This is a genomic window from Citricoccus sp. (assembly GCF_035445025.1).
Taxonomy (GTDB): domain Bacteria; phylum Actinomycetota; class Actinomycetes; order Actinomycetales; family Micrococcaceae; genus Citricoccus.
In genome coordinates this window covers 25896-47451 of sequence record NZ_DAOMPX010000018.1, presented here as the reverse complement: position 1 = coordinate 47451, position 21556 = coordinate 25896, and the positions used below count along the sequence as shown (strand labels likewise).

The following is a 21556-nucleotide window of genomic DNA, read 5'->3' as shown; positions in this document are numbered from 1 at the left end:
CCGCCCGCCTCAGCCGAAGACGGCGTGGGCCACGGTGTAGATCGCCAGGCCCGCCAGCGCGCCCACGATCGAGCCGTTGATGCGGATGTACTGCAGGTCCTTGCCCATGTAGAGCTCGATGGTCCGGGAGGCCTGGCGGCCGTCCCAGCGCTGGATGGTCTCCCCGATGACGCCCACCACCTCGGGGCCGTAGGCCCGGGCCAGGTGCTGGGCCGCGTCCGAGGCCCAGCCGTCCACCCGGTCCGCGAGGGCCGGGTCCTCCTGGAGCCGCCCACCGAGGTCCTGGAGGGCGGCCACCATGGCCTGGTGCAGGTCCGAGGCGGGATCGCGCAGCTGGACCAGCAGGGCCTCCTTCGTGGTCGCCCAGGCCTGTCCGGCCCACTCGCGCATCCTGGGGTCGTTGAACAGGTCCCGCTTGGCCTGCTCCACCCGGTCACGCGTGACCGGGTCCTCGCGCATGTCCCGGATCAGCTCGTCCAGCCACTGGTCCACGGAACGGCGCAGTTCGTGCTGCGGCTCGGCCCGCACCGAGGCCAGGTACTTCAGGGCCTCGGCATGGATCCGTTCGGCCAGCAGCTGGTCCACCACCTCGGGCACCCACTGCGGGGACCGGCGCCGGACGCTGCGCACGAAGAACTCGGGATTGCGGGCCACCCAGTCCCCGGTACGTGCCACCACCAGGTCCACCACCCGGTCATGGTGCCGCTCGGAGACCACCTTGCCCAGCACGGTGGACAGGGTCGGGGACCAGTCGGGCTCGACCATGTGGCGCTGCACCAGGCCGGCCAGCACGTCCCGGACCAGGACGTCGTCCAGGGCGTCCAGGATGCCCTCCGCGGTCGCGGAGACCTCGCGCGCCACCCGCTCGGCGTTCGGGCGCCGGCGCAGCCAGGCGCCCGCCCGGTCCGCCACCCGCAGGCCCTCCAGTTTCTCCCGGGCCACGTCCCCGGCCAGGAAGTTCTCCTGCACGAAGGTCCCCAGGGACTCGCCGATGGTGTCCTTCTTACGCGGGATGATCGCCGTGTGCGGGATCTTCAGGCCCATCGGGTGCCGGAACAGGGCGGTCACCGCGAACCAGTCCGCCAGCGCGCCGACCATCCCGCCCTCCGCCGCCGCCCGGACGTAGGCGAGCCACGGATAGCTCTCCTGCAGCGCGAAGGCCAGGACGAAGATCACGGCCATGACCACCAGCAGCCCGGTCGCCACCAGCTTCATCCGCTTCAGGGCGGCCTCGCGTTCGGCCTCACCGGCCCCGGCGGAGCCCGGCGTGACGGCGGGCCCGGGGGTGACGTCGGCCCGGTGCTGCGCCCGGGCGGGGCCGGGCGCGGAGGCGGGCAGGCCGGCATCGGGAAGGTTCTGGTCCATGGATCCTCCGGCCGGGGTCAAAGTGTCAGCACAAGTTAACCAGCAGGTCGCCTGCTGGCGGGCCGGCGCGTGCCCGCCGTTCCTAGGCTGGGCCCGTGTCCGACACCTCGATGCACGTCACCGGCCCGGAACACCCTCATCCTACGGATCACCGACCCCTGGTCATCGCCCACCGCGGATCCTCCGCCGCCTTCGCCGAGAACACCCGTGCCGCGTTCCTGCACGCGCTCGCCGAGGGGGCCGACGGCGTGGAGGTGGACGTCCACCTCAGCCGCGACCGGCACCTGGTCTGCCTCCACGACCCGACCCTGGAACGGACCTCCGACGGTTCCGGGCCGGTCGCCGACCACACCCTGGCCCAGTTGCGCCGGCTGGACTTCCACGGCTGGAAGGGGGCACGCCTTCCCGGCGAGTACGGTCCGGCCTCGGCGCAACTGCTCACGCTGCCGGAGCTGGTCGAACTGCTCGCGGCGGCCGGCCGCCCGGTGCGGCTGGCCCTGGAGCTCAAGCATCCGAGCCCGTTCGGCCACGAGCTGGAGGAGCGCGCCCTGTCCTGCCTGCTGCAGGCGGGCTGGGATCCGGAGACCTCCCGGATCGGGGCGGTGGAGGTCTCCTTCATGAGCTTCTATGCCGGATCCCTGCAGTACCTGGCCCCGGTGGTGGACACCGACCACCTCTGCCCGCTGGTGTCCACCGTGCCGGACGCACCGGTGGCCGGCCGGTTCGGCCTCGGACCGCTGAGCCGTGCCGCGCTGCGGGCGGCGCTGCGCCAGGCCGTGGCGGACGCCGAGCGGCTGATCTGGGAGGGCCGGGCCGGGATGGCGGGCCCGGGCGTGGACTACGTCCGTCACCACCTGGCGGACGTGAAGGCCTGGCTCGCCGCTGGCCGCACCCTGCGGGTGTGGACCGTGGACCGGTCCGAGGACGTGGAGCTGCTGCGGGCCGTGGGCGTCCAGGAGATCACCACGAACCGGCCGGGACCGGTGCTGGCCCAGGTGGTCCGGCGCGGCGCGCCCGTCCCGGCGTACGCCGGGCACTGAGGCGGGTCCGGGCCGGTCGCCGCCGCGCCACGGGCCGGTGGCGGAGAAGTCGACGAGGGGCGTTCTCGGGCCTTCGCGGGCGTCCGCGGGTGGGCCCCGCGGGGTGCGGCCCCGCGGGATGTGTGCATGATCTGGGGCGATGCGGTTATGCTCTCCCCTATCCCTCGTGACGTGATCCCTGTCACGATGATCACTCGACACCCTCGGGAGCAACCATGTCCTCATTCCTCCGGCGACGCATCGCCGCGGTGACCGCAGCGGGGGCCGCGGTCGCCCTGGTCCTGTCCGGCTGTGCGCAGAGCCAGCGCGACGACGCCGGCGGGGAGGCGAGCGGGGGCGAGGGCGACGCGTCCTCGGTGGACAGCCAGTTCATCTTCGCCGCCTCCTCCGACCCCAAGTCCCTGGACCCGGCCTTCGCCAACGACGGCGAGACGTTCCGGGTCTCCCGCCAGATCTTCGAGGGCCTGGTGGGCACCGAACCGGGCACCCCGGACCCGGCCCCGCTGCTGGCGGAGTCCTGGGAGACCAGTGAGGACGGGCTCACCTACGACTTCCAGCTCAAGCAGGGCGTGACCTTCCACGACGGCACGGACTTCAACGCCGAGGCCGTCTGCGCCAACTTCGACCGCTGGTACAACTTCACGGGCATCCAGCAGGCCGAGACGATGTCCTACTACTACGGCAAGCTGTTCCGCGGGTTCGCGGACTCGCCCGAGGACGCGGTCTACGAGTCCTGTGAGGCGGTGGACGAGCACCAGGCCCGGATCACCCTGGCCCAGCCGTTCGCCGGTTTCATCGCCTCCCTGTCCCTGCCGGCCTTCGCCATGCAGTCCCCGGCCGCGATGGAGGAGTTCGGGGCGGACGAGGCCGGTGGCACCGCCGAGTCCCCGGAACTGAGCGAGTATGCCCGCGCGCACCCCACCGGGACCGGCCCGTTCGCCTTCGAGTCCTGGAACGTGGGCCAGGACATCTCCCTGAGCGCCTACCAGGACTACTGGGGTGAGCAGGGTGACGTCCAGGAGATCACCTTCCGGGTGATCGACGACCCGGTGGCCCGCCGCCAGTCCCTCGAGGCCGGCCAGATCGACGGCTATGACCTGGTGGCCCCGGCCGACGTGGCCGACCTGGAGCAGGCCGGGTTCAAGATCTTCACCCGGGATCCGTTCACCATCCTCTACCTGGGCCTGAACCAGGAGGTCGAGGAGCTCAAGGACCCCAAGGTCCGCCAGGCGATCTCCTACGCGATCGACAAGGACGCCCTGATCCGGCAGACGCTCCCGGAGGGCACCAAGCCCGCCACCCAGTTCATCCCGGACTCGGTCAACGGCTACACCGAGGACGTGGAGACCTACGACTACGACCCGGCGAGGGCCAAGGAGCTGCTGGCCGAGGCGGGCTACGAGAACGGCTTCACGGTGGACTTCAACTACCCCACCGGCGTCTCGCGTCCGTACATGCCCACCCCCGAACAGGTCTTCTCGAACCTCTCCGGCCAGCTGGCCGAGGTCGGGATCGAGGTCACGGCGGTCCCGGAGAAGTGGAGCCCGGACTACCTGGACCGCGTCAACGGCACCGCCGACCACGGCATCCACCTGCTGGGCTGGACCGGTGACTACAACGACACCGACAACTTCGTGGGCGTGTTCTTCGGCCAGCAGAAGCCGGAGTTCGGCTTCGACAACCCGGAGCTGTTCGAGGCCCTCAGCGAGGCCCGGCAGGAACCGGTGCTGGAGGAGCAGACGCCCATGTACGAGGAGGTCAACAGGATGGTCTCCGAGTACGTCCCCGCCGTCCCGCTGGCCCACCCGGCCCCCTCGCTGGCCTTCGCCGAGCGAGTGGACGACTACCCGGCCAGCCCGGTCAACGACGAGGTCTACAACCAGATCGAACTGAACAAGTGATCCGACCGTCCCTGGAGCGGGACCGGGTCCACCCCGGTCCCGCCCCGGTCCGCCTGCCCTCCGCGAAGGGACGCTGAGTGTTCCGCCTCATCGGCAACCGACTGCTGCTGCTGGCCCCCACCATCATCGGGCTCTCCGTCCTGCTCTTCCTGTGGGTCCGGGCGCTGCCCGGGGGGCCGGCCACCGCCCTGCTGGGGGACAAGGCCACCCCGGAGGCCGTGGCCAGGGTCAACGAGGCCTACGGCTTCGACCGCCCGATCCTGGAGCAGTACTTCATCTACATGGGCCGGATCCTCTCCGGTGACTTCGGCAACTCCCTGCTGACCAGCCGGCCGGTGCTGGAGGAGTTCGCGGCCCGGTTCCCGGCCACGCTGGAACTGACCGCGTTCGCCCTCCTCTTCGCCGTGGGCTTCGGGATCCCGCTGGGCTACTGGGCCGCTCGGCACGTGGGCCGCTGGCAGGACCAGGCCGCCGTGCTGCTGTCCCTGATGGGTGTGGTGGTGCCCGTGTTCTTCCTGGCCTTCATCCTCAAGTGGGTGTTCGCCGTCCAGTTGGGCTGGCTGCCCACCGACGGTCGCCAGGATCCCCGGATCGACGCCACCCACTACACGAACTTCTTCGTCTGGGACGGGATGATCACCGGGGAGTACGACGCCGCCTGGGATGCCCTGACGCACCTCGTGCTGCCCGGGGTGGCGCTCGGGACCATCCCGCTGGCCATCATCGCCCGGATCACCCGGGCCTCGGTGCTCGAGGTGCAGAACGCGGACTACGTGCGCACCGCCCGGGCCAAGGGCCTGGCCCCCCGGCTGATCCGCAACCGGTTCGTGATGCGCAACGCGCTGCTGCCGGTGACCACCACGCTGGGCCTGCAGCTGGGCCTGCTGATCTCCGGGGCGGTGCTGACCGAGACGGTGTTCGCGTTCAACGGGATCGGCAGCTTCCTGTGGGATGCCATCTTCAACCTCGACTTCCCGGTGCTGCAGGGGTTCATCATCTTCATCGCCGTCATCTACTCCCTGATCAACCTGCTGGTGGACGTCTCGTACGGCCTCATCGACCCCAGGGTGCGTGTCTCATGAGCGTGAACCTGCCTCCCGCCGCCGGCGGTCCCACGGAGGGCCGGACGCCCGGTGGTCCGCCCGCTTCCGACCCGGCGTCCGGGGGCCTGCTGCCCGGGACGACCGGGACGGTCGTGACAGCGGGGCCCCGGCGGGACGATGGCGGTCCCGTGAAGGGCACCTCCGTCTGGAAGGACGCCTTCCTGCGGTTGCGGCGCAACCCCGCCGCGATCGCCGGTGCGGTGATCGTGGCGCTGTTCCTGCTGGTGGCCGTGCTGGCCCCGCTGATCGCCCCGTACCCGGGGGAGGCGGTGCCGGGGGCCCGGGAGATCACTCCGGGCCACATCCCCGGCCCGGGCGAGCTGCCGCAGTTCCCCCTGGGCCTGGACCGCTTCGGCGGGGACGTGCTGTCCAAGCTCATCTGGGGAGCGCAGTCCTCGCTGATGATCGGCGTGGTCTCCACGGCGCTCGGCCTGGCCGGGGGCATGGTGCTGGGCCTGCTGGCCGGTGCGTTCGGCGGCTGGGTCGACGGGGTGGTGATGCGGATCGTGGACATCCTGCTGTCCGTGCCGAACCTGCTGCTGGCCGTGTCGATCGCCGCCGTGCTGGGCCAGGGACCGTACGCGGTGATGATCGCGATCGGCGTCTCCCAGGTGCCGATCTTCGCGCGGTTGCTGCGCTCGTCCATGCTCAGCCAGAAGAGCGCGGACTACGTGCTGGCCGCCCAGACCCTCGGGCTGAGCCGGCGGACCATCACCATGAGCCACGTGCTGCCGAACTCGGTGGGACCCGTGATCGTCCAGGCCACGCTGACCCTGGCGACCGCCGTCATCGATGCCGCCGCCCTGTCCTTCCTGGGCCTGGGTGGTGGCCGCCCGGAGACGGCCGAGTGGGGACGCATGCTCACCTACGCGCAGTCCGAGCTGGGCATCGCCCCGTGGCTGGCCTTCCTGCCCGGCCTCTGCATCGCCGTCACGGCGCTGGGATTCACCCTGCTGGGCGAGTCGCTGCGCGAGGCGCTGGACCCGAAGTCGAGGGCACGGTGAACGGGATGGGTGACGTGCGCACCGAGGACGAGAGGACACCCCGCGTGGAGCCTGAACCCCTGCTGCAGATCCGGGACCTGCAGGTCGACTTCACCACCATGCACGGTTCCGTGCGGGCCGTGGAGGACGCCTCGCTGTCCCTGGAGGCCGGACGCACCCTGGCCGTCGTGGGCGAGTCCGGTTCCGGCAAGTCCACCACCGCGATGGCCGCGATCGGGCTGCTGGCGGGCAACGGGAAGGTGACCGGCGGGTCCATCCGGTTCAACGGCCAGGACCTGGTGGGTCTGCCCGAGTCGAGGATGCGGGACATCCGGGGCCGCCAGATCGGCCTGGTCCCGCAGGACCCCATGTCCAACCTGAATCCCGTGTCCCGGATCGGCACGCAGGTCGCCGAGACCCTGCTGACCCACCGGCTGGCCACCCGCAGGGACGTGGACGCCCGGGTGGTGGAGGTCCTGGAGGCCGCCGGGATCCCCGAGGCCGGACGGCGGTCGAGGCAGTACCCGCACGAGCTCTCCGGGGGGTTGCGCCAGCGTGCCCTGATCGCCGTGGCGCTGGCCTGCCGGCCGCGGCTGCTCATCGCGGACGAGCCGACCTCCGCGCTGGACGTGACCGTCCAGCAGGTGATCCTGGACCAGATCGAGCAGATGACCGACGAACTGGGCACCGCCATCCTGCTCATCACCCACGACCTCGGACTGGCCGCCGAGCGCGCCCAGGACCTGGTGGTGATGCACCGCGGGAAGGTGGTGGAGTCCGGACCGGCGGCCCAGTTGCTGGAGGACCCCCAGCACCCGTACACCCGGTCCCTCGTGCGGGCGGCGCCCTCCGTGGCCGCGGTCCGGCTGGCCCCGGACGCCTTCACCGGAGCGCGCGGCGAAGGCCACCCGGCCCCGGGGCACCGGGAGGACCACCCGGTTGCCCGCCCGCTTCCCGACGGCGGCACGGCCGGTTCACTGCCGGCGTCGGCCCCCGTCCGTGCCGGGGACGGTCGGGGCAGGGGGTGGGGTGCCGGGGCGGACACGGAGCCGCTGGTGACCATCACCGACCTGACCAAGGTCTACCCCGTCCGCGGCGGGGACGACTTCTACGCCGCGAGGAACGTCAGCCTGGAGATCCCCCGCGGCACCACCGTGTCCATCGTGGGGGAGTCCGGCTCGGGCAAGACGACCACGGCGAGGATGCTATTGAGGCTGATCGAGCCGACGTCGGGATCCATCAGCTTCGACGGCCGTGACGTGCTGACCCTGGACCGCCGCGGACTGCGGGACTTCCGCCAGCGCGTGCAGGCGGTCTTCCAGGACCCCTACTCCTCCCTGAACCCGATGTTCACGGTGGGACGCATCATCGAGGAGCCGCTCATCGCCTACAAGCGGGGCGGGGCCCGGGAGCGGCGGGACCGGGTGGCGGAGCTGATGGACCAGGTGGCGCTGCCGTCGAGCATGCACCGCCGGTATCCGGCCGAGCTCTCGGGAGGCCAGCGGCAGCGGGTCGCGATCGCCCGGGCCCTGGCCCTGCGCCCGGAACTGATCGTGTGCGACGAACCGGTCTCCGCCCTGGACGTGCTGGTCCAGGACCAGATCCTGACGCTGCTGGGCGACCTGCAGCAGGAGCTGGGGCTGAGCTACCTGTTCATCTCCCACGACCTGGCCGTGGTCCGGCTGATCTCGGACTACGTCTGCGTGATGAAGGACGGGGAACTGGTCGAGGCCGCCACGAGCGAGGAGATCTTCACCAATCCGCGGCACGCCTACACGCGCAGGCTGCTGGCCTCGATCCCGGGCAACGAACTGGGGATCGAGACCGGCGTGGCCTGAGGGCCCGTCACGCCCGGCGGGGCGGGCCGTCAGAGCGCGCCCTGCTGCCGGGCGACCTTCAGCGTGAGCTGGGCGATCGCCATCTCCTCGTTGGTCGGCACCACCAGCACCGGGATGGCGGACTCCTCGGTGGAGATCACCCGGGGCGCGTGCGAGCGCTCGAGGTTCTTCTCGGCGTCGTACTCCACGCCCAGCGGCTCCAGCCGGTCCAGCACGGTGGCGCGGAACGGGGCGGAGTTCTCCCCGATCCCCGCGGTGAACACGATCGCCTGCGCCCCGCCGACGGCCACGTGGTAGCCGCCCACGTACTTGGCCAGCCGGTAGGAGGCGACCTTGATGGCGGTCCGGGCGCGGCGGTGGCCGGCGTGGGCGGAGTCCAGCACCTGGCGCATGTCCGCGTTGCCGGACATCCCCAGCAGCCCCGACTCGTTGTTCAGCAGCCGGTCCATCTGCTCGGCGTCGTAGTGGTGGTTCCGGATCAGGTGCGTGATGATCGACGGGTCCACGTCCCCGGAGCGCGTGCCCATGACGAGACCGGCCAGCGGGGTGTAACCCATGGAGGTGTCCACGGACCTCCCGCCGCGGATGGCGGTGGCCGAGGCGCCGTTGCCCAGGTGCAGGATCACCGCGTTGAAGTCGTCCCGGTCGATGCCGAGGGTCTCGGCCGCGATCCCGGTGACCAGGTCGTGGCTGGTGCCGTGGAAGCCGTAGCGGCGGATGCCGTTCTCGGTGTAGAGCGCGTCCGGCAGGGCGTAGCGCCAGGCCTCCTCCGGCATGGTCTGGTGGAAGGAGGTGTCGAAGACGACCACCTGGGGCATGTCCGGCCACCGGTCCGCGATGGCCCGCAGGCCCTGGGCGGCCGCCGGGTTGTGCAGCGGGGCCAGCGGGGCCAGCCGCTCGATCGCCCGGATGACCTCCATGGTCACCAGGGCCGGGGCCTTGAAGCGCTCGCCGCCGTGCACCACGCGGTGGCCGGCGGCGGCGATCTGACGGTCCCCGAGAATCTCCTCCAGTTCCTCGTTGACCCGTTCCAGCGCCTCGACGTGGTTGTCGATCCCGGAGCCGGGCACCCCGATGCGCTCCACCAGGCCCTTCGCCACCACCGGGTCCGCCGGCTCCGTGCCGTCGGCATTGACCTCACGAACCTGGTACTTCAGTGAGGAGGAGCCGGAGTTGATGACGAGGATGAGCATGTCTGGGAGAGCCTTTCTGGGGAGGCGGGGGCCGGAGCCGGTGGTCAGTCGCCCTGGGCCTGGATGGCGGTGATGGCCACGGTGTTGACGATGTCGTCCACCGTGCACCCGCGGGAGAGGTCGTTGACCGGCTTGTTCAGTCCCTGCAGCACCGGCCCGACGGCCACGGCCCCGGAGGACTGCTGGACCGCCTTGTACGTGTTGTTGCCCGTGTTCAGGTCCGGGAAGATGAACACGGTCGCCTGGCCGGCCACCTCGGAGTCCGGCATCTTCGAGGCGGCCACGGAGGCGTTCACCGCCGCGTCGTACTGCAGCGGGCCGTCCACCTTCAGCTCCGGGTGGGCCGCCCGGACCAGTTCGGTGGCGGTGCGGACCTTGTCCACCGCCTCCCCGGAGCCGGAGCCGCCGGTGGAGTAGGACAGCATGGCCACCCGCGGGTCCACGCCGAACTGGTGGGCGGTCACGGACGAGGCGTAGGCGATGTCGGCCAGCTGGTCGGCGTCCGGGTCCGGGTTCACGGCGCAGTCGCCGTAGACCAGGGCGCGGTCCGGCAGCAGCATGAAGAACACGGAGGAGACGATCGAGACCCCGGGACGGGTCTTCACGAACTCCAGTGCCGGGCGGATGGTGTTGGCGGTGGTGTGTGCCGCCCCGGAGACCATGCCGTCCACGTCTCCCAGGTGGACCATCATCGTGCCGAAGTACGCGCCCTCGGTCATCACCTCGCGCGCCCGGTCGATGTCCACCCCCTTGTGGGAGCGCAGCCGGGCGTACTCCTCGGCGTAGCGCTCACGGGCCGGCGCGGTGGCGGGGTCCAGCAGTTCCAGGCCGGTCAGGTCCACGCCCTCGCGGGCCGCCACGTCGCGCACCAGGGCCTCGTCGCCGAGCACCACGAGGTCGCACACGTCCCGGCGGCGCAGGATCTCGGCGGCGCGCAGGATGCGGGGGTCCTCGCCCTCCGGGAGCACGATCCGCTTCCGGTCGGCCCGGGCCCGCTCGATCAGCCCGTGCAGGAAGCGCAGCGGGGTGGTCCGCTCGGCGCGCGGCAGCTGGATGCGCTCGAACAACTCGTTGCCGTCCACGCGCTGGTGCCAGGCGCCCAGGGCTGCGGCGGTCTTGCGGGGCTGGGCGCTGGAGAGCTCGCTGCGCACCGTGGCGACGGACCGGGCCGTGCTGAAGGTGTCGGCGAAAGTGCTGAAGATCGGGAAGGTCGCCCCGGCGTAGAGTCGGCGGATCTGCTCGTTGGGCTCGATCCCGTTGGTCAGGATCATCCCGGAGGCCACGGGGAACTCCGGGGCCAGGGACGAGGCGACGGTGGCGAGCACGGCGTCCGAGCGGTCCCCGGAGACCAGCACGAGGGCGCCCTCACGCAGGATCTGCAGGAAGTTCCCGCCCTCCATGGACACGGCCCTGACCTCGGAGACGTCACGGTCCAGGTTCGTGTTGCCGGCCACCTGGGTCAGGCCGAGGGCGGCGGCGATCTCCGCCACCGAGGGCAGCGCCAGCTCGGGCAGCTCGGGCAGGACGTACACCGGCCAGGCGTGGCGGCCGGGGCGGATGGCCTCGGTGACCGTGTCCAGGCGTGCCGGGTCGGCCCGGTTGACCATCATCGCCAGCAGCTCGACGCCGGACTCGTCCAGGGTGCGCCGGGCCAGGTCCACGGCATCGGCGACGCCGGTCCCGTCCAGCCCGGCAGCGGAGACCACGCCCACCACGGGCGTGCCCAGGTGGCGGGCCAGCGAGGCGTTGAGGTCGAGCTCGATCGCCGGGTCTGCCCCGGTCAGGTCCGTGCCCTCGACCACGATGATCGCGCAGGCCGCAGCCATCTCGTCGAACTGGGCCACGCAGCGCTCGTGCAGTTCGTCGGAACGGCCCTCGGCCAGCATGCCCCGCGCCTCGGCGGCCGTCACCCCGCCCCGGGACCGGCCGGCGTCGAGCCCGTAGCTCTCCCGCATCAGCTGGACCATGGGGTCGGCCTCCACCGAGTCACCCGGGACCACCGGGCGGAAGAAGCCGATCGAACCGGTGCGCTTGTACAGCGAGTCCGCCAGCCCGAGCGTCACGAGGGACTTGCCGGCCCCGTTGGTGGTGGTGGTGACGAAGATGCCCTGGGTCATGTCGCGTTCCAAGCCTTCCCGTGGACGGTGTGCCTCGGATCCCACTCTAGGCGCGCGCTCCGCGGGCTCCGGCCACGTGGGCGCTTTGGGAGCGGCCCTGATCACCGGCTACCGTGTCCTACGCCATTCTCCTGTCATCCCATCGCACCTCACCTAGGGGACACCATGTCACGTCACGACCCCGTGGACCGCCATCATCCGGTCCACAACCCCGAGATCGTCGGGTTCACGCAGGCCGAGATCGACGAGACGCCGGTCAAGGTCAAGTGGAACTCGCTGGGTCCCGGCATCGTCGCCGCCGCCACCGGCGTGGGCGCCGCGGACCTCGTCGCCACCCTGACGGCGGGCTCGCGCTACGGCTACGGGCTCATGTGGGCCGTGGTGCTGGGCGTCATCTTCAAGATCGTGCTCGTGGAGGGCACCGGCCGGTACTACCTGTCCACCGGCAAGACCATCTTCCAGGGCTGGCGCACCCTGGGCGTCTGGACCAGCTGGTACTTCGGCATCTACATCATGATCTGGGGCTTCGTCTACGGGGCCACCGCCATGAGCTCGGTGGCGCTGCCCCTCTCGGCGCTGTTCCCGGAGGTCGACTCCAAGATCTTCGCGATCGTCTCCGGGCTGATCGGCCTGGGCCTGGTGTGGATCAACAAGTACGGGCTCATCGAGAAGCTCATGACCGTGCTCATCGGCATCATGTTCTTCGCCGTGCTGGTCTCGGCGGCCCTGACCGCGCCGAACCTCGGGGAGATCCTCACCGGGCTGATCCCCATGATCCCCGCGGAGGAGGGCGCCATGTTCTACGTCCTCGGACTGGCCGGCGGCGTCGGCGGCACCATCACCCTGGCCGCCTACGGCTACTGGCTGCGCGAGAAGGGCTGGAACACGCCCAAGTGGATGAAGGTCATGCGCTACGACAACGCCACGGCCTACGTCCTCACCGGCATCTTCGTGATCGCCACCATGATCATGGGCGTGGAGCTGCTGCACTCGGCCGGGCTGGCCATCTCCGCCGGTGACCGCGGGCTGCTGGACGTGGGCAACGTGCTGGCCGACCGCTACGGCCAGGCGTTCTCCATCATCTTCCTGATCGGCTTCTTCGCCGCCTCCTTCTCCTCCCTGCTGGGCGTGTGGCACGGCGTCTCGCTGATGTTCGCCGACTTCTGGACGAACTTCCGCAAGCCGGCCGACAGCCTGGACCAGGACGACGCCCCCTCGCTGGAGTCGAAGCCGGCCCGGTTCTACCTGATCTGGCTGACCATCCTGCCGATGTCCCTGCTGTTCCTGGAGCGGCCGATCTTCCTGATCCTGCTCTACGGCACGCTCGGGGCGCTGTTCATGCCGTTCCTGGCCGTCACGCTGCTGTTCCTGAACAACCAGCGCAAGCTCGTCCCGGCGAAGTTCCGCAACCGCTGGTTCCACAACGCCCTGCTGGGCCTCACCGCCCTCGTCTTCGTGGTCCTCGGCGGTTACGAGCTCATCAAGGCGGTGGCGCCGCTCTTCGGCGGCGGCGCATAGCCCACCCCTTGGGCCCCCGGCGGCGGTGGGGCAGACTGGATGCATGATCGTCGCCTTCTCCGTCGCCCCCTCCGGAACGCCCCGCCCCGGGGATCCCGGTACGCAGCACCAGGCCGAGGACGGTTCGGTGCACGACGCCGTGGCCGCCGCCGTGCAGGTGGTCCGGGACTCCGGGCTGCCCAACCGCACCTCCTCGATGTTCACCGAGATCGAGGGGGAGTGGGACGAGGTCATGGCGGTCGTCAAGGACGCCGTGGACGCCGTGGCCCCGTTCGGCTCACGGATCTCGCTGGTGCTCAAGGCGGACATCCGGCCCGGGCACACCGGTGAGCTCGACGGCAAGGTCGAGCGCCTGGAAGCGGCCCTGAAGAACCGGTGAGCGGGTCCGGGAACCAGGCCCGCTTCTACGTCCGCGACGCCGCCCAGGCCGACCTCGAGGCCGTGCTGGCCATGAAGGCCGTCGCCTGGCGCGAGGCCTACGGCCACCTGAGGGACGAACCGTTCTTCACCGCCGCCGAGGCGACCCTGCCGCAACAGGTCGAGCACTGGCGCCGGGAACTGGCGCGGGGCACCGAGCTGTGGCTGGCCGAGGACGCCCGCGGCCGCTGCGTGGGCCTGGCCTCGGCCGGTCCCCTCGTCACCGCGGATGCCCCGGACCCGGCAGCCGGGCCCGGGGCCACCGGGTCCTGGGAGGCGGGGGTCGTTGGGTCGGTCGATGCCGGGTTGCCCCCACTCGAGCTCCGCGCGCTCTACGTGCTGGCCGAGGCCCAGGGGTCCGGCGTGGCCGACGCCCTCCTGGCCCGGGCCGTCGGCAGTTCACCCTGCCGGGTCCGGATCGTCTCGGCCGACGAGTGCGCCCGCGCCTTCTACCGCCGGCACGGTTTCGCCGAGGTCGGCGCCCCCGTCCCGATGACCGGCCCCTGGGCCGGGCTGGACGAGCAGCTCATGGTGCGCCGTGGCGCGTGAGCGTTCCGGCCGGAAGTCCGCGGGCAGGAAGGGCGGTGCCGGGGGCCGCCCGGCCTCGCGCGGCGGGGAGGTTCCGGGGATCGAACCCGGCGTCTTCACCATCGACTCGGGCACCGCGGAGATCCTGCGCGATCCCTTCACCGACGGGGCCTGGCTGCTCAAGCTCAACGGCGCGGAGTCCTCCCAGCTCAACCCGGAGGACCCGCTGGACCTGGGCTTCGAGTACATGCGCTGGATCGCGGCGGTCATCATGCACCGCTGGGCACCGGAGGAGCCACTGCGGATCCTGCACCTGGGCGCCGCCGGGTGCACGCTGGCCCGCTGGGCGGCGGCCTGGTACCCGGACTCCCGGCAGACGGCCGTGGAGCTCGACGCCGGCCTGGCCGCGCTGGCCCGCGACCGCTTCGCCCTGCCCCGCGCCCCGCGGCTGCGGATCCGCGTGGGTGAGGCCGGAGAGGTACTGGGCGGTGCCCATGAGCACAGCCGGGACGTGATCGTCCGGGACGTCTTCGCCGGGACCACGCCCGAGGACCAGGTCACCCCGGATCACCTGATCGGCCTGGACGCGGCCCGCCACGCCCGGCGGGTGCTGGGCGCGGACGGGGTCTACCTGGTGAACCACGGCGGGGGCCCGGACCTGACCGCCGCACGGCGGGAGGCGGCCACGCTCCGCGCCGTCTTCGGCACCGTGGTGGCGATCGCCGACCCGCAGATGCTCAAGGGCCGGCGTCGCGGCAACATCGTCTTCGCCGCCACGGACGGCCGGCTCACGGCCCGGGACGGGGGAGGGGCCCTCAGCCGGGACGGCCTGGTGCGGCACCTGCTCGCCGACCCGCTCCCGGCCCGCCTCGTGGACCCCGTCACGGACTTCGCGGCAGGGGCCCGGCCCTTAGCCGAACCGCTCCCGGGAACTAAACTGGGATCATCATCCGCCCGTGTCAACGACGACACCGGCGAGAACGACAGGAGGCCGTCATGACCGGTTCACAGGACCACGACAACAGCCCGATCACTCCCGAACAGGCCACCACCCACGGCATCGTGGTGGGCGTGGACGGCTCCGAACAGTCCGTCTCGGCGGCGAAGTGGGGAGCCCGGGAGGCGGAACTGCGCGGCCTGCCCCTGACCCTGGTCACCGCCTACACGATGCCCGTGTTCGCGGCCTCCGCGCTGGAGGCCGGGTACGGCATCCCGGACGACACCATGATCCGCGACGGCGCCATGCAGGTGCTGCAGGGCGTGGTGAACCAACTGGGCAACCTCAACGTGCCGCTGGTGCACCGGGTGGAGATGGGCGACGCCGCCGGGGTGCTGGTGGACTACTCGGCCAATGCCAACCTGCTGGTGGCCGGCACGCGCGGCCGCGGCGGGTTCCTCGGACGACTGCTGGGCTCGGTGGCGGGAGCGCTCCCGGCCCACGCGAAGTGCCCCGTGGTGATCGTGCCCAAGGGTGAACACGCCAGCCGGGCCGCCGAGGGGATCCCCGTGGTGGTCGGCGTGGACGGATCCGAACAGGGCCGCGTGGCGGCGCTGGCCGCGGCCCTGGAGGCCGACGTCCGCCGGTCCCCGCTGCGGGTGGTCATCGCCATGCCGCCGATCTCCGGTGCGGTCGCCTGGCTGCCGGCCACCGTGGACGAGCAGGCCATGATCGAGGAGATGCAGGAGAAGCTCGAGGCTGGGGTCGAGTGGCTGCGTTCCGAGTTCCCGGGGCTGGAGGTCAGCTCCGAGATCATCGACGGCGTGCCGGTGGACGTCCTGGTCGGGGAGTCGAAGACCGCCCGGCTGACCGTCGTCGGCACCCGCGGCCACGGCGGATTCACCGGCGCCCTGCTGGGGTCCACGAGCCAGGGCATCATCTCGCACGCCCACGGTCCCGTCATGGTGGTGCCCTACCTCAAGGACAGCCGCCTGGCGACGCGGGCGAGCTTCGGCCCGATGTACTCCTGACCCGCGCAGCCTGAGGGGGCACCTCATCCCCAGCCGAGATCGTGCAGCGTGGCGTCGTCGATCCCGAAGAAGTGCGCCACCTCGTGGACGACCGTCACCGTGATCTCCTCCACCAGTTCCTCCCGGTCCCGGCACATCCGCAGCAGCGGACCCCGGAAGATCACGATGCGATCGGGGAGCTGCCAGGGCATCTCCGCGCGTTCGGTCAGCGGGATGCCGTCGTAGAGCCCGAGCAGTTCCGTGCCGGGGTCCTCCCAGGGCTCCGGCTCATACTCCTCCTCGACGAAGACCGCCACGTTGGACAGGCGCTCGGTCAGGGCCGGCGGGATCGCCTCGAGGGCGTCGGAGACGGCACGGTCGAAGTCCTCCTCGGACATCTCGGCGGGCTCGGGAGGGTCGGGGTGGTGATCGGATGGGTCCACCCGTCCATCGTGCCCGTTCCCGGGGGGGGTCTTCGGGCATCGCCCCGGTTTGCGGTTCGGCATGGGAAGCCTCTAGACTCTTGCAGGTCCACTTCGGGAACCCGAAGTGTTCAGGCCCCCATCGTCTAGAGGCCTAGGACACCGCCCTTTCACGGCGGCGACACGGGTTCGAATCCCGTTGGGGGTACGCAGGAAACGCTGGTCCAGCCGTCAGGCCGGGCCGCCGGACGAAGTGGTCAAACCACTGCAAAACGTCTGGTAGAGTGGTTTCTCGCACACTGGCCCTGTAGCGCAGTTGGTTAGCGCGCCGCCCTGTCACGGCGGAGGTCGCGGGTTCGAGTCCCGTCAGGGTCGCTCGGATGTTCCGATTGCCGGATAACACCGGCACGGAGGATCTTGGTGATCACCGGTCTAGCCACCGGATGGTGCCAGGCTCTGTAGCTCAGTTGGTAGAGCGTTCGACTGAAAATCGAAAGGTCACCGGATCGACGCCGGTCGGAGCCACCAGCACGACCGAAGGCCCCCGCTTCCAGCGGGGGCCTTCGCCGTTCCCGGGCCGTGCCCGTCCTGGAGAGCGTGGGGTCAGCGCGGGGCCATGCGCAGGGCGCCGTCCATCCGGATGGTGGTCCCGTTGAGGTAGTGGTGGTCCACGAACGTCTCCACCAGCTGGGCGAACTCCGCCGGCCGGCCCAGCCGGTGCGGGAACGGCACGCCCTCGGCCAGACCCGCCCGGTACTCCTCGCTGATCGTCGCCAGCATGGGCGTCTCCACCACGCCCGGGGCGATGGTGTTCACCCGGATGCCCTTGCTGGCCAGGTCCCGGGCCGCGGTGATGGTCAGGCTGTGCACCCCGCCCTTGGAGGCGGAATAGGCGGCCTGGCCGATCTGCCCCTCGAACGCCGCCACGGAGGCGGTGTTGACCACGACGCCCCGCTGGCCGTCCTCGTCCACGGGTTCCGTGGCCGCCATCGCCTCCGCGGCCAGGGACAGCACCGTGAAGGTCCCGATCAGGTTCACCCGCACCACCGTCTCGAACAGGCGGAGGTCGTGGGGACCGGACTTGCCGAGGATGCGGGCGGAGGGGGCGATGCCGGCACAGTTCACCACCGTGCGCAGGGGGCCGGCCTCGGTCGCGGCCGCAACGGCGGCGCGCACCTGGTCCGGGTCCGTCACGTCGGCGGCGACGTAGGAGACGCCGTCCACCGCGGACGCGTTCTCGATCGAGGAGGGCAGGTCCACGCCGATGACGTGGGCGCCGCGACCGGCGAGCAGCGCGGCGGTGGCGGCGCCGAGCCCGGAGGCGGCACCGGTGACGAGGGCAGAGGTGTTCTTCAGGTCCATGCTCGGCAGGTTACCCGGCCGGGCGCGAACATGACGTGCGCCACACGGCGGGGAAGCCGGCCGGACCCACGCTGATCCGGACCGCCGCTGATCCGGGCCGACGCTGATCCGGCCGGGCCTCAGTGCCTGAGGAACCAGGCCGCCGAGTCCGGCATCAGCTGCCCGTCCTGCAGGGCCTCGTCCTGGCTGAAGATGGCCGCGGCGTAGTGCTCGGGGACGTCCACGGCGGTCTCGCCCAGGTTGGCCAGCACGAGCACCACCTTCTCGGGGATCGGCTCCCCGGAACCCAGGTGCCGGCCGCCACCGGTGGTCACGGTGAAGGCGAGCACCCCGTGGTCCGGGGCGTGGAACCGTGACCAGGCGAACGCCCCGGTGCCCAGGTCCAGTTCGCCGCGCACGGCGATCAACTGGCGGTACAGCTCGAAGGTCGAGCCCTTCACGCCGACCTGCTGGTCGGCGGCGTACCGGGCGTAGGACTCCGGCTGGGGGAGCCAGGGGGCGGCCGGCCGCGCGTCCGCGCCCGGGGCGGCGCCGTCGTCGTCCGCGGGGTTCCCGACGGCGAAGCCGAGCCCGGGCGCCCCGGCGCGCCAGGGCATGGGGATCCGGCAGCCGTCCCGGCCCTTCTCGGCGCCCTCGGTGCGGAAGAAGGTGGGGTCCTGCCGCAGGGAGTCGTCCAGCTCGGTGTGCTCGGGCAGGCCCAGCTCGTCTCCCTGGTAGACGTAGGCGGAGCCGGGCAGCCCCAGCTCGATCAGGGCGGCCGCGCGGGCGCGCTTCCACCCGAGCGCCTCGTCCGGCTGCTCGTCCTCGGCACCGATTCCCGAGGGGTAGCGGGTGGGGTCGGTCAGTCCGAAGCGGGAGGCGTGGCGGACCGTGTCATGGTTGGACAGCACCCAGGTGTTCGGAGCGCCCACCTTGTCCGCCTCCTCCACGGAGACCGTGATGGCATCCGAGAGCCGGACGGCGTCCCAGCCGGCCATCAGGAAGGTGAAGTTGAACGCCTGGTGCATCTCGCCCGGGCGGACATAGCGGAAGAGCCGCTCCAGCGGGGCCACCCAGGCCTCCGCCACCAGCACCGGGTCGTGGTCGTACTCCGAGAGCACCGCGTTCCACGAGCGGTAGATCTCGTGGACGCCCTCCTGGTCGTGGTACGGGACCGGGTGGGAGTGGTCCTGCGGGTTCTCCTCGGCGTGGCCGGAGACGTCCATCCCGTCATCGGTGCTCAACGCCGCCGGCGCCAGGCCGGCGTCCGAGACCATGCCGGGGCGCTCGGCGTGGTCCGGCAGGCCCTCGGCCTTGACCAGCCCGTGGGCCACGTCCACCCGGAACCCGTCCACCCCCCGGTCCAGCCAGAACCGCAGGATGTCCTCGAACTCGTCCCTGACCTCCGGGTTCTCCCAGTTCAGGTCCGGCTGGGAGGAGTCGAACAGGTGCAGGTACCAGTCCCCGGGCGTGCCGTCCGGGTTCGTGGTGCGCGTCCAGGCCTGCCCGCCGAAGGTGGACTGCCAGTTGTTCGGCGGCTCCGAACCGTCGGCCCCGGCCCCGGGACGGAACATGTACCGGTCCCGGGCCGCCCGGCCCTCCTCCGTGTCCGGGTCGGCGGCCAGTGCCTCGGTGAACCAGGGGTGGGCCGAGGAGGTGTGGTTGGGGACCAAGTCCACGATGATGCGCAATCCGGCCTCATGGGCGGCGTCGATCAGGGCGTCGGCGTCCGCCAGGGTGCCGAAGAGCGGGTCCACGTCCCGGTAGTCGGCGACGTCGTAGCCGCCGTCCTTCTGCGGGGAGACATAGAACGGGGACAGCCAGACGGCGTCCACCCCGAGCTGCTGCAGGTAGGGCAGTCTCGCCGTCACCCCGGCCAGGTCACCCATGCCGTTGCCGTCCGCGTCTGCGAAGGAGCGGGGATAGACCTGGTAGATCACGGCGTCCACCCACCAGGGGTTCTGCGGACGGTTGCGGGCTTCGGACGGAGGAGTGCTCAGGGGTCCCGTGGTCATGGGCCCAGCCTAGTGGTCCACGGTTTCCGGGGCAGGGGGCGGATCCGCCACCCCTCGTCCGCCGCGCCGGGCACCGCGGGCGGTCCTTCGCACGGCCCCCGCCCCTGGACGGGGCTCGCGGGGGCTCAGCTGGCGCGGCCGAGCTGCCGCACGGGCAGCCACCGCCGCACCATGCGGTGGTTCGCCACCACCGCCGCCTCCTGGTCGCCGTCCTCCAGCGCCTCGAGCGCGGTGCGGACGTCGAAGGGGGAGTCGTCCGGCCAGACCAGCCGGGCCAGGCCGCCGTAGTCCAGTTCCACCATGGAGTCCGGGTGGAAGGACTCCAGCCAGGCCACGAGGACGGTGAGGTCGCTCAGCAGGTCCATGTCCGGCGCGTGCAGGGAGAGCACCACGGCCGCCCGCCGGGCCCGCTCGAGGGCGAGGGCGAGCGGGACGGTGACCCGCACGGTCCGGACGGCGCCCGCGTCGAAGGCGCCCCCGGCCGGTGCGGAACCGGGGTCCGTCTCGACCTCGATGGTGTCGTCCTCGTGGACGAGGGCGAACCAGGACGCCGGCACGCCCCAGACCGCGGTCCGGGTGTGGACGTGCCGCAGCTCCTCGGGGCCGTCCGCCTCCAGGTGCTCGGCGAGGCGTTCCAGGTTGGCCCGCCGGGCCGCCTCCGGGACCACCAGGTTGAAGGTCTGCGGACGCATCGACTCCGCGAGCTGCTCCGCGGACAGTTCACAGCGCAGCGCCATCTCGTCCGGGCAGAAGTACTCCGAGACGGGGCCGTCCGCCGGCCCGGGCACCTGCAACACGCGGACCAGGTCCGACCCGTGGGGGAACGGGTCGGTGACGTCGCGCAGCAGCCGGCGCCACGCCCGTCGGGACGCCTCCTCCTCCGCCGCCGCACGCGTGCGGTGACGGACGCGCAGGAACCCGGCCTGGACGGCGTCGGGAAACGCGGCGAGGGGCTGGTAGACGCGCAGCTCGGACTGGTATTCCATGGGCCCGGTTCAGGCCCCCGCGGCCGGGCCGAGCTCCACGACCACGGGGGCGTGGTCCGAGGCGCCCTTGCCCTTGCGCTCGTCACGGTCGATCCAGGCGTCCGTGACGGAGGTGGCCAGGGCGGGAGAGGCAAGCACGAAGTCGATGCGCATGCCCTCCTTCTTGGGGAACCGCAGCTGCTTGTAGTCCCAGTACGTGTAGACCCCCGGGCCGGGGTGGCGGGGACGGACCACGTCCTGGAAGCCCGCCTCCTCGAAGGCGTGGAAAGCGGCGCGCTCGGCGGGTGAGACGTGGGTCAGCCCCTCGTCCAGGAAGAACTGCATGTCCCAGACGTCCTCGTCCCGCGGGGCGATGTTCCAGTCCCCGGTGAGGGCCAGGCGGAGCGAGGGGTCCCCGGCGACCGCATCCACCGCGTGCTCACGGAGCACGTCCAGCCAGTGCAGCTTGTAGGCCATGTGCTCGTCCTCGAGGGCACGGCCGTTGGGGACGTAGAGGGACCAGATCCGCAGAGAGTCCTCGCCCTGGCCGACGGTGGCGGCGATCGCCCGGGCCTCCTGGACGGCATCCACGCCGCCCTTGCCGAACTCCGGCTGGCCCACGAAGGTCCGCTCCACGTCCGCCAGGCCCACGCGCGAGGCGATGGCCACCCCGTTCCACTGCGAGAAACCGAAGTGCGCCACCTCGTAGTCCATGCGCTCGAAGAGCTCCCACGGGAAGTTCTCGTCCTTGCACTTGGTCTCCTGGATCGCCAGGACGTCCACGTCCGTGCGCTCGAGCCAGGACTCCACGCGGTCGGCACGGGCACGGAGGGAGTTCACATTCCAGGTCGCGATCTTCACCC

At 71.5% G+C, this 21556-nt stretch carries 18 protein-coding genes and 3 tRNA genes; 13 read left to right on the top strand and 8 right to left on the bottom strand.

The window, feature by feature from the left end:
- Positions 1 to 9: 9 nt before the first annotated feature.
- The gene (locus PLJ28_RS07860; protein WP_183530208.1) at positions 10 to 1365 is read right to left on the bottom strand and encodes a DUF445 domain-containing protein; all 1356 of its coding nucleotides are present in this window, start codon (positions 1363 to 1365) and stop codon (positions 10 to 12) included.
- 95 nt (positions 1366 to 1460) lie between these two features.
- On the opposite strand from PLJ28_RS07860, the gene PLJ28_RS07855 reads away from it, so the two are divergent.
- The 5 genes from PLJ28_RS07855 (at position 1461) to PLJ28_RS07835 (ending at position 8230) form a co-directional block, all read left to right on the top strand.
- Positions 1461 to 2405, top strand: a complete 945-nt coding sequence (locus PLJ28_RS07855; RefSeq protein ID WP_298045097.1) for a glycerophosphodiester phosphodiesterase family protein — start codon at positions 1461 to 1463, stop codon at positions 2403 to 2405.
- Positions 2406 to 2620: 215 nt separating this feature from the next.
- The gene (locus PLJ28_RS07850) at positions 2621 to 4306 is read left to right on the top strand and encodes an ABC transporter substrate-binding protein (protein ID WP_298045098.1); all 1686 of its coding nucleotides are present in this window, start codon (positions 2621 to 2623) and stop codon (positions 4304 to 4306) included.
- Positions 4307 to 4383: 77 nt separating this feature from the next.
- A complete protein-coding gene (locus tag PLJ28_RS07845) occupies positions 4384 to 5388 on the top strand; it encodes an ABC transporter permease (protein WP_298045099.1) in 1005 nt (334 codons plus the stop codon).
- A complete protein-coding gene (locus PLJ28_RS07840; protein ID WP_298045100.1) occupies positions 5385 to 6413 on the top strand; it encodes an ABC transporter permease in 1029 nt (342 codons plus the stop codon). Before PLJ28_RS07845 ends, PLJ28_RS07840 begins: the two co-directional genes overlap by 4 nt.
- Positions 6414 to 6418: 5 nt before the next feature.
- Positions 6419 to 8230: a dipeptide ABC transporter ATP-binding protein gene (locus PLJ28_RS07835; protein ID WP_324590019.1), complete on the top strand. Its 1812-nt coding sequence runs from the start codon at positions 6419 to 6421 to the stop codon at positions 8228 to 8230.
- A 29-nt stretch (positions 8231 to 8259) separates the two neighbouring features.
- Here PLJ28_RS07835 and PLJ28_RS07830 read toward each other — a convergent pair whose 3' ends face one another.
- Entirely contained in the window at positions 8260 to 9423 is a 1164-nt protein-coding gene (locus PLJ28_RS07830) for an acetate/propionate family kinase (protein WP_298045102.1), read from the bottom strand.
- A gap of 44 nt (positions 9424 to 9467) precedes the next feature.
- On the bottom strand, positions 9468 to 11540 hold the full coding sequence (gene pta / locus PLJ28_RS07825; RefSeq protein ID WP_183529431.1) for a phosphate acetyltransferase: 2073 nt from the start codon (positions 11538 to 11540) through the stop codon (positions 9468 to 9470).
- Positions 11541 to 11705: 165 nt separating this feature from the next.
- Between pta and PLJ28_RS07820 the strand changes: the two genes are divergently transcribed.
- The 5 genes from PLJ28_RS07820 to PLJ28_RS07800 are packed head-to-tail and all read left to right on the top strand — an operon-like array spanning position 11706 to position 15971.
- On the top strand, positions 11706 to 13058 hold the full coding sequence (locus PLJ28_RS07820; protein ID WP_298045104.1) for an Nramp family divalent metal transporter: 1353 nt from the start codon (positions 11706 to 11708) through the stop codon (positions 13056 to 13058).
- Positions 13059 to 13101: 43 nt separating this feature from the next.
- Positions 13102 to 13437 carry a thiamine-binding protein gene (locus PLJ28_RS07815; protein WP_010143582.1) on the top strand — a complete coding sequence of 112 codons (336 nt, stop codon included), beginning with the start codon at positions 13102 to 13104 and terminating at the stop codon, positions 13435 to 13437.
- Entirely contained in the window at positions 13434 to 14024 is a 591-nt protein-coding gene (locus tag PLJ28_RS07810; RefSeq protein ID WP_298045106.1) for a GNAT family N-acetyltransferase, read from the top strand. The genes PLJ28_RS07815 and PLJ28_RS07810 overlap by 4 nt, the downstream gene beginning before the upstream one ends.
- Positions 14014 to 15003 carry a spermidine synthase gene (locus PLJ28_RS07805; protein ID WP_324590018.1) on the top strand — a complete coding sequence of 330 codons (990 nt, stop codon included), beginning with the start codon at positions 14014 to 14016 and terminating at the stop codon, positions 15001 to 15003. Before PLJ28_RS07810 ends, PLJ28_RS07805 begins: the two co-directional genes overlap by 11 nt.
- On the top strand, positions 15000 to 15971 hold the full coding sequence (locus PLJ28_RS07800; RefSeq protein ID WP_183529425.1) for a universal stress protein: 972 nt from the start codon (positions 15000 to 15002) through the stop codon (positions 15969 to 15971). The genes PLJ28_RS07805 and PLJ28_RS07800 overlap by 4 nt, the downstream gene beginning before the upstream one ends.
- Positions 15972 to 15994: 23 nt before the next feature.
- On the opposite strand, the gene PLJ28_RS07795 is transcribed toward PLJ28_RS07800, so the two are convergent.
- Positions 15995 to 16393: a metallopeptidase family protein gene (locus PLJ28_RS07795; RefSeq protein WP_298045108.1), complete on the bottom strand. Its 399-nt coding sequence runs from the start codon at positions 16391 to 16393 to the stop codon at positions 15995 to 15997.
- Between the two features lie 114 nt (positions 16394 to 16507).
- On the opposite strand from PLJ28_RS07795, the gene PLJ28_RS07790 reads away from it, so the two are divergent.
- From PLJ28_RS07790 to PLJ28_RS07780, 3 genes are all read left to right on the top strand, one after another.
- Positions 16508 to 16580, top strand: a tRNA-Glu gene (locus tag PLJ28_RS07790).
- Between the two features lie 93 nt (positions 16581 to 16673).
- Positions 16674 to 16747 (top strand) — tRNA-Asp (locus PLJ28_RS07785).
- Positions 16748 to 16824: 77 nt separating this feature from the next.
- Positions 16825 to 16900, top strand: a tRNA-Phe gene (locus PLJ28_RS07780).
- Positions 16901 to 16975: 75 nt separating this feature from the next.
- Here the strand turns inward: PLJ28_RS07780 and PLJ28_RS07775 are convergent.
- The 4 genes from PLJ28_RS07775 to PLJ28_RS07760 all read right to left on the bottom strand — a co-directional run bounded on the left by PLJ28_RS07775 (position 16976) and on the right by PLJ28_RS07760 (position 21554).
- Positions 16976 to 17734: an SDR family NAD(P)-dependent oxidoreductase gene (locus PLJ28_RS07775; RefSeq protein WP_183529423.1), complete on the bottom strand. Its 759-nt coding sequence runs from the start codon at positions 17732 to 17734 to the stop codon at positions 16976 to 16978.
- 119 nt (positions 17735 to 17853) lie between these two features.
- Positions 17854 to 19728, bottom strand: coding sequence for a glycoside hydrolase family 13 protein (locus PLJ28_RS07770; RefSeq protein ID WP_183529421.1), 1875 nt, complete (start codon positions 19726 to 19728; stop codon positions 17854 to 17856).
- Between the two features lie 125 nt (positions 19729 to 19853).
- Positions 19854 to 20714 (bottom strand): DUF8083 family protein, encoded by an 861-nt coding sequence (locus PLJ28_RS07765; RefSeq protein ID WP_183529420.1) that lies wholly within the window; start codon positions 20712 to 20714, stop codon positions 19854 to 19856.
- 9 nt (positions 20715 to 20723) lie between these two features.
- Positions 20724 to 21554, bottom strand: coding sequence for an exodeoxyribonuclease III (locus PLJ28_RS07760; RefSeq protein WP_183529418.1), 831 nt, complete (start codon positions 21552 to 21554; stop codon positions 20724 to 20726).
- Positions 21555 to 21556: the final 2 nt, after the last annotated feature.

What these genes read in the sequence shown, in the direction of transcription:
- PLJ28_RS07860 (WP_183530208.1), bottom strand. Translation starts at nt 1,365, where the DNA reads ATGGACCAGAACCTTCCCGATGCCGGCCTGCCCGCCTCCGCGCCCGGC.
- PLJ28_RS07850 (WP_298045098.1), top strand. Translation starts at nt 2,621, where the DNA reads ATGTCCTCATTCCTCCGGCGACGCATCGCCGCGGTGACCGCAGCGGGG.
- PLJ28_RS07840 (WP_298045100.1), top strand. Translation starts at nt 5,385, where the DNA reads ATGAGCGTGAACCTGCCTCCCGCCGCCGGCGGTCCCACGGAGGGCCGG.
- PLJ28_RS07835 (WP_324590019.1), top strand. Translation starts at nt 6,419, where the DNA reads ATGGGTGACGTGCGCACCGAGGACGAGAGGACACCCCGCGTGGAGCCT.
- PLJ28_RS07830 (WP_298045102.1), bottom strand. Translation starts at nt 9,423, where the DNA reads ATGCTCATCCTCGTCATCAACTCCGGCTCCTCCTCACTGAAGTACCAG.
- pta (WP_183529431.1), bottom strand. Translation starts at nt 11,540, where the DNA reads ATGACCCAGGGCATCTTCGTCACCACCACCACCAACGGGGCCGGCAAG.
- PLJ28_RS07820 (WP_298045104.1), top strand. Translation starts at nt 11,706, where the DNA reads ATGTCACGTCACGACCCCGTGGACCGCCATCATCCGGTCCACAACCCC.
- PLJ28_RS07815 (WP_010143582.1), top strand. Translation starts at nt 13,102, where the DNA reads ATGATCGTCGCCTTCTCCGTCGCCCCCTCCGGAACGCCCCGCCCCGGG.
- PLJ28_RS07800 (WP_183529425.1), top strand. Translation starts at nt 15,000, where the DNA reads ATGACCGGTTCACAGGACCACGACAACAGCCCGATCACTCCCGAACAG.
- PLJ28_RS07775 (WP_183529423.1), bottom strand. Translation starts at nt 17,734, where the DNA reads ATGGACCTGAAGAACACCTCTGCCCTCGTCACCGGTGCCGCCTCCGGG.
- PLJ28_RS07770 (WP_183529421.1), bottom strand. Translation starts at nt 19,728, where the DNA reads ATGACCACGGGACCCCTGAGCACTCCTCCGTCCGAAGCCCGCAACCGT.
- PLJ28_RS07765 (WP_183529420.1), bottom strand. Translation starts at nt 20,714, where the DNA reads ATGGAATACCAGTCCGAGCTGCGCGTCTACCAGCCCCTCGCCGCGTTT.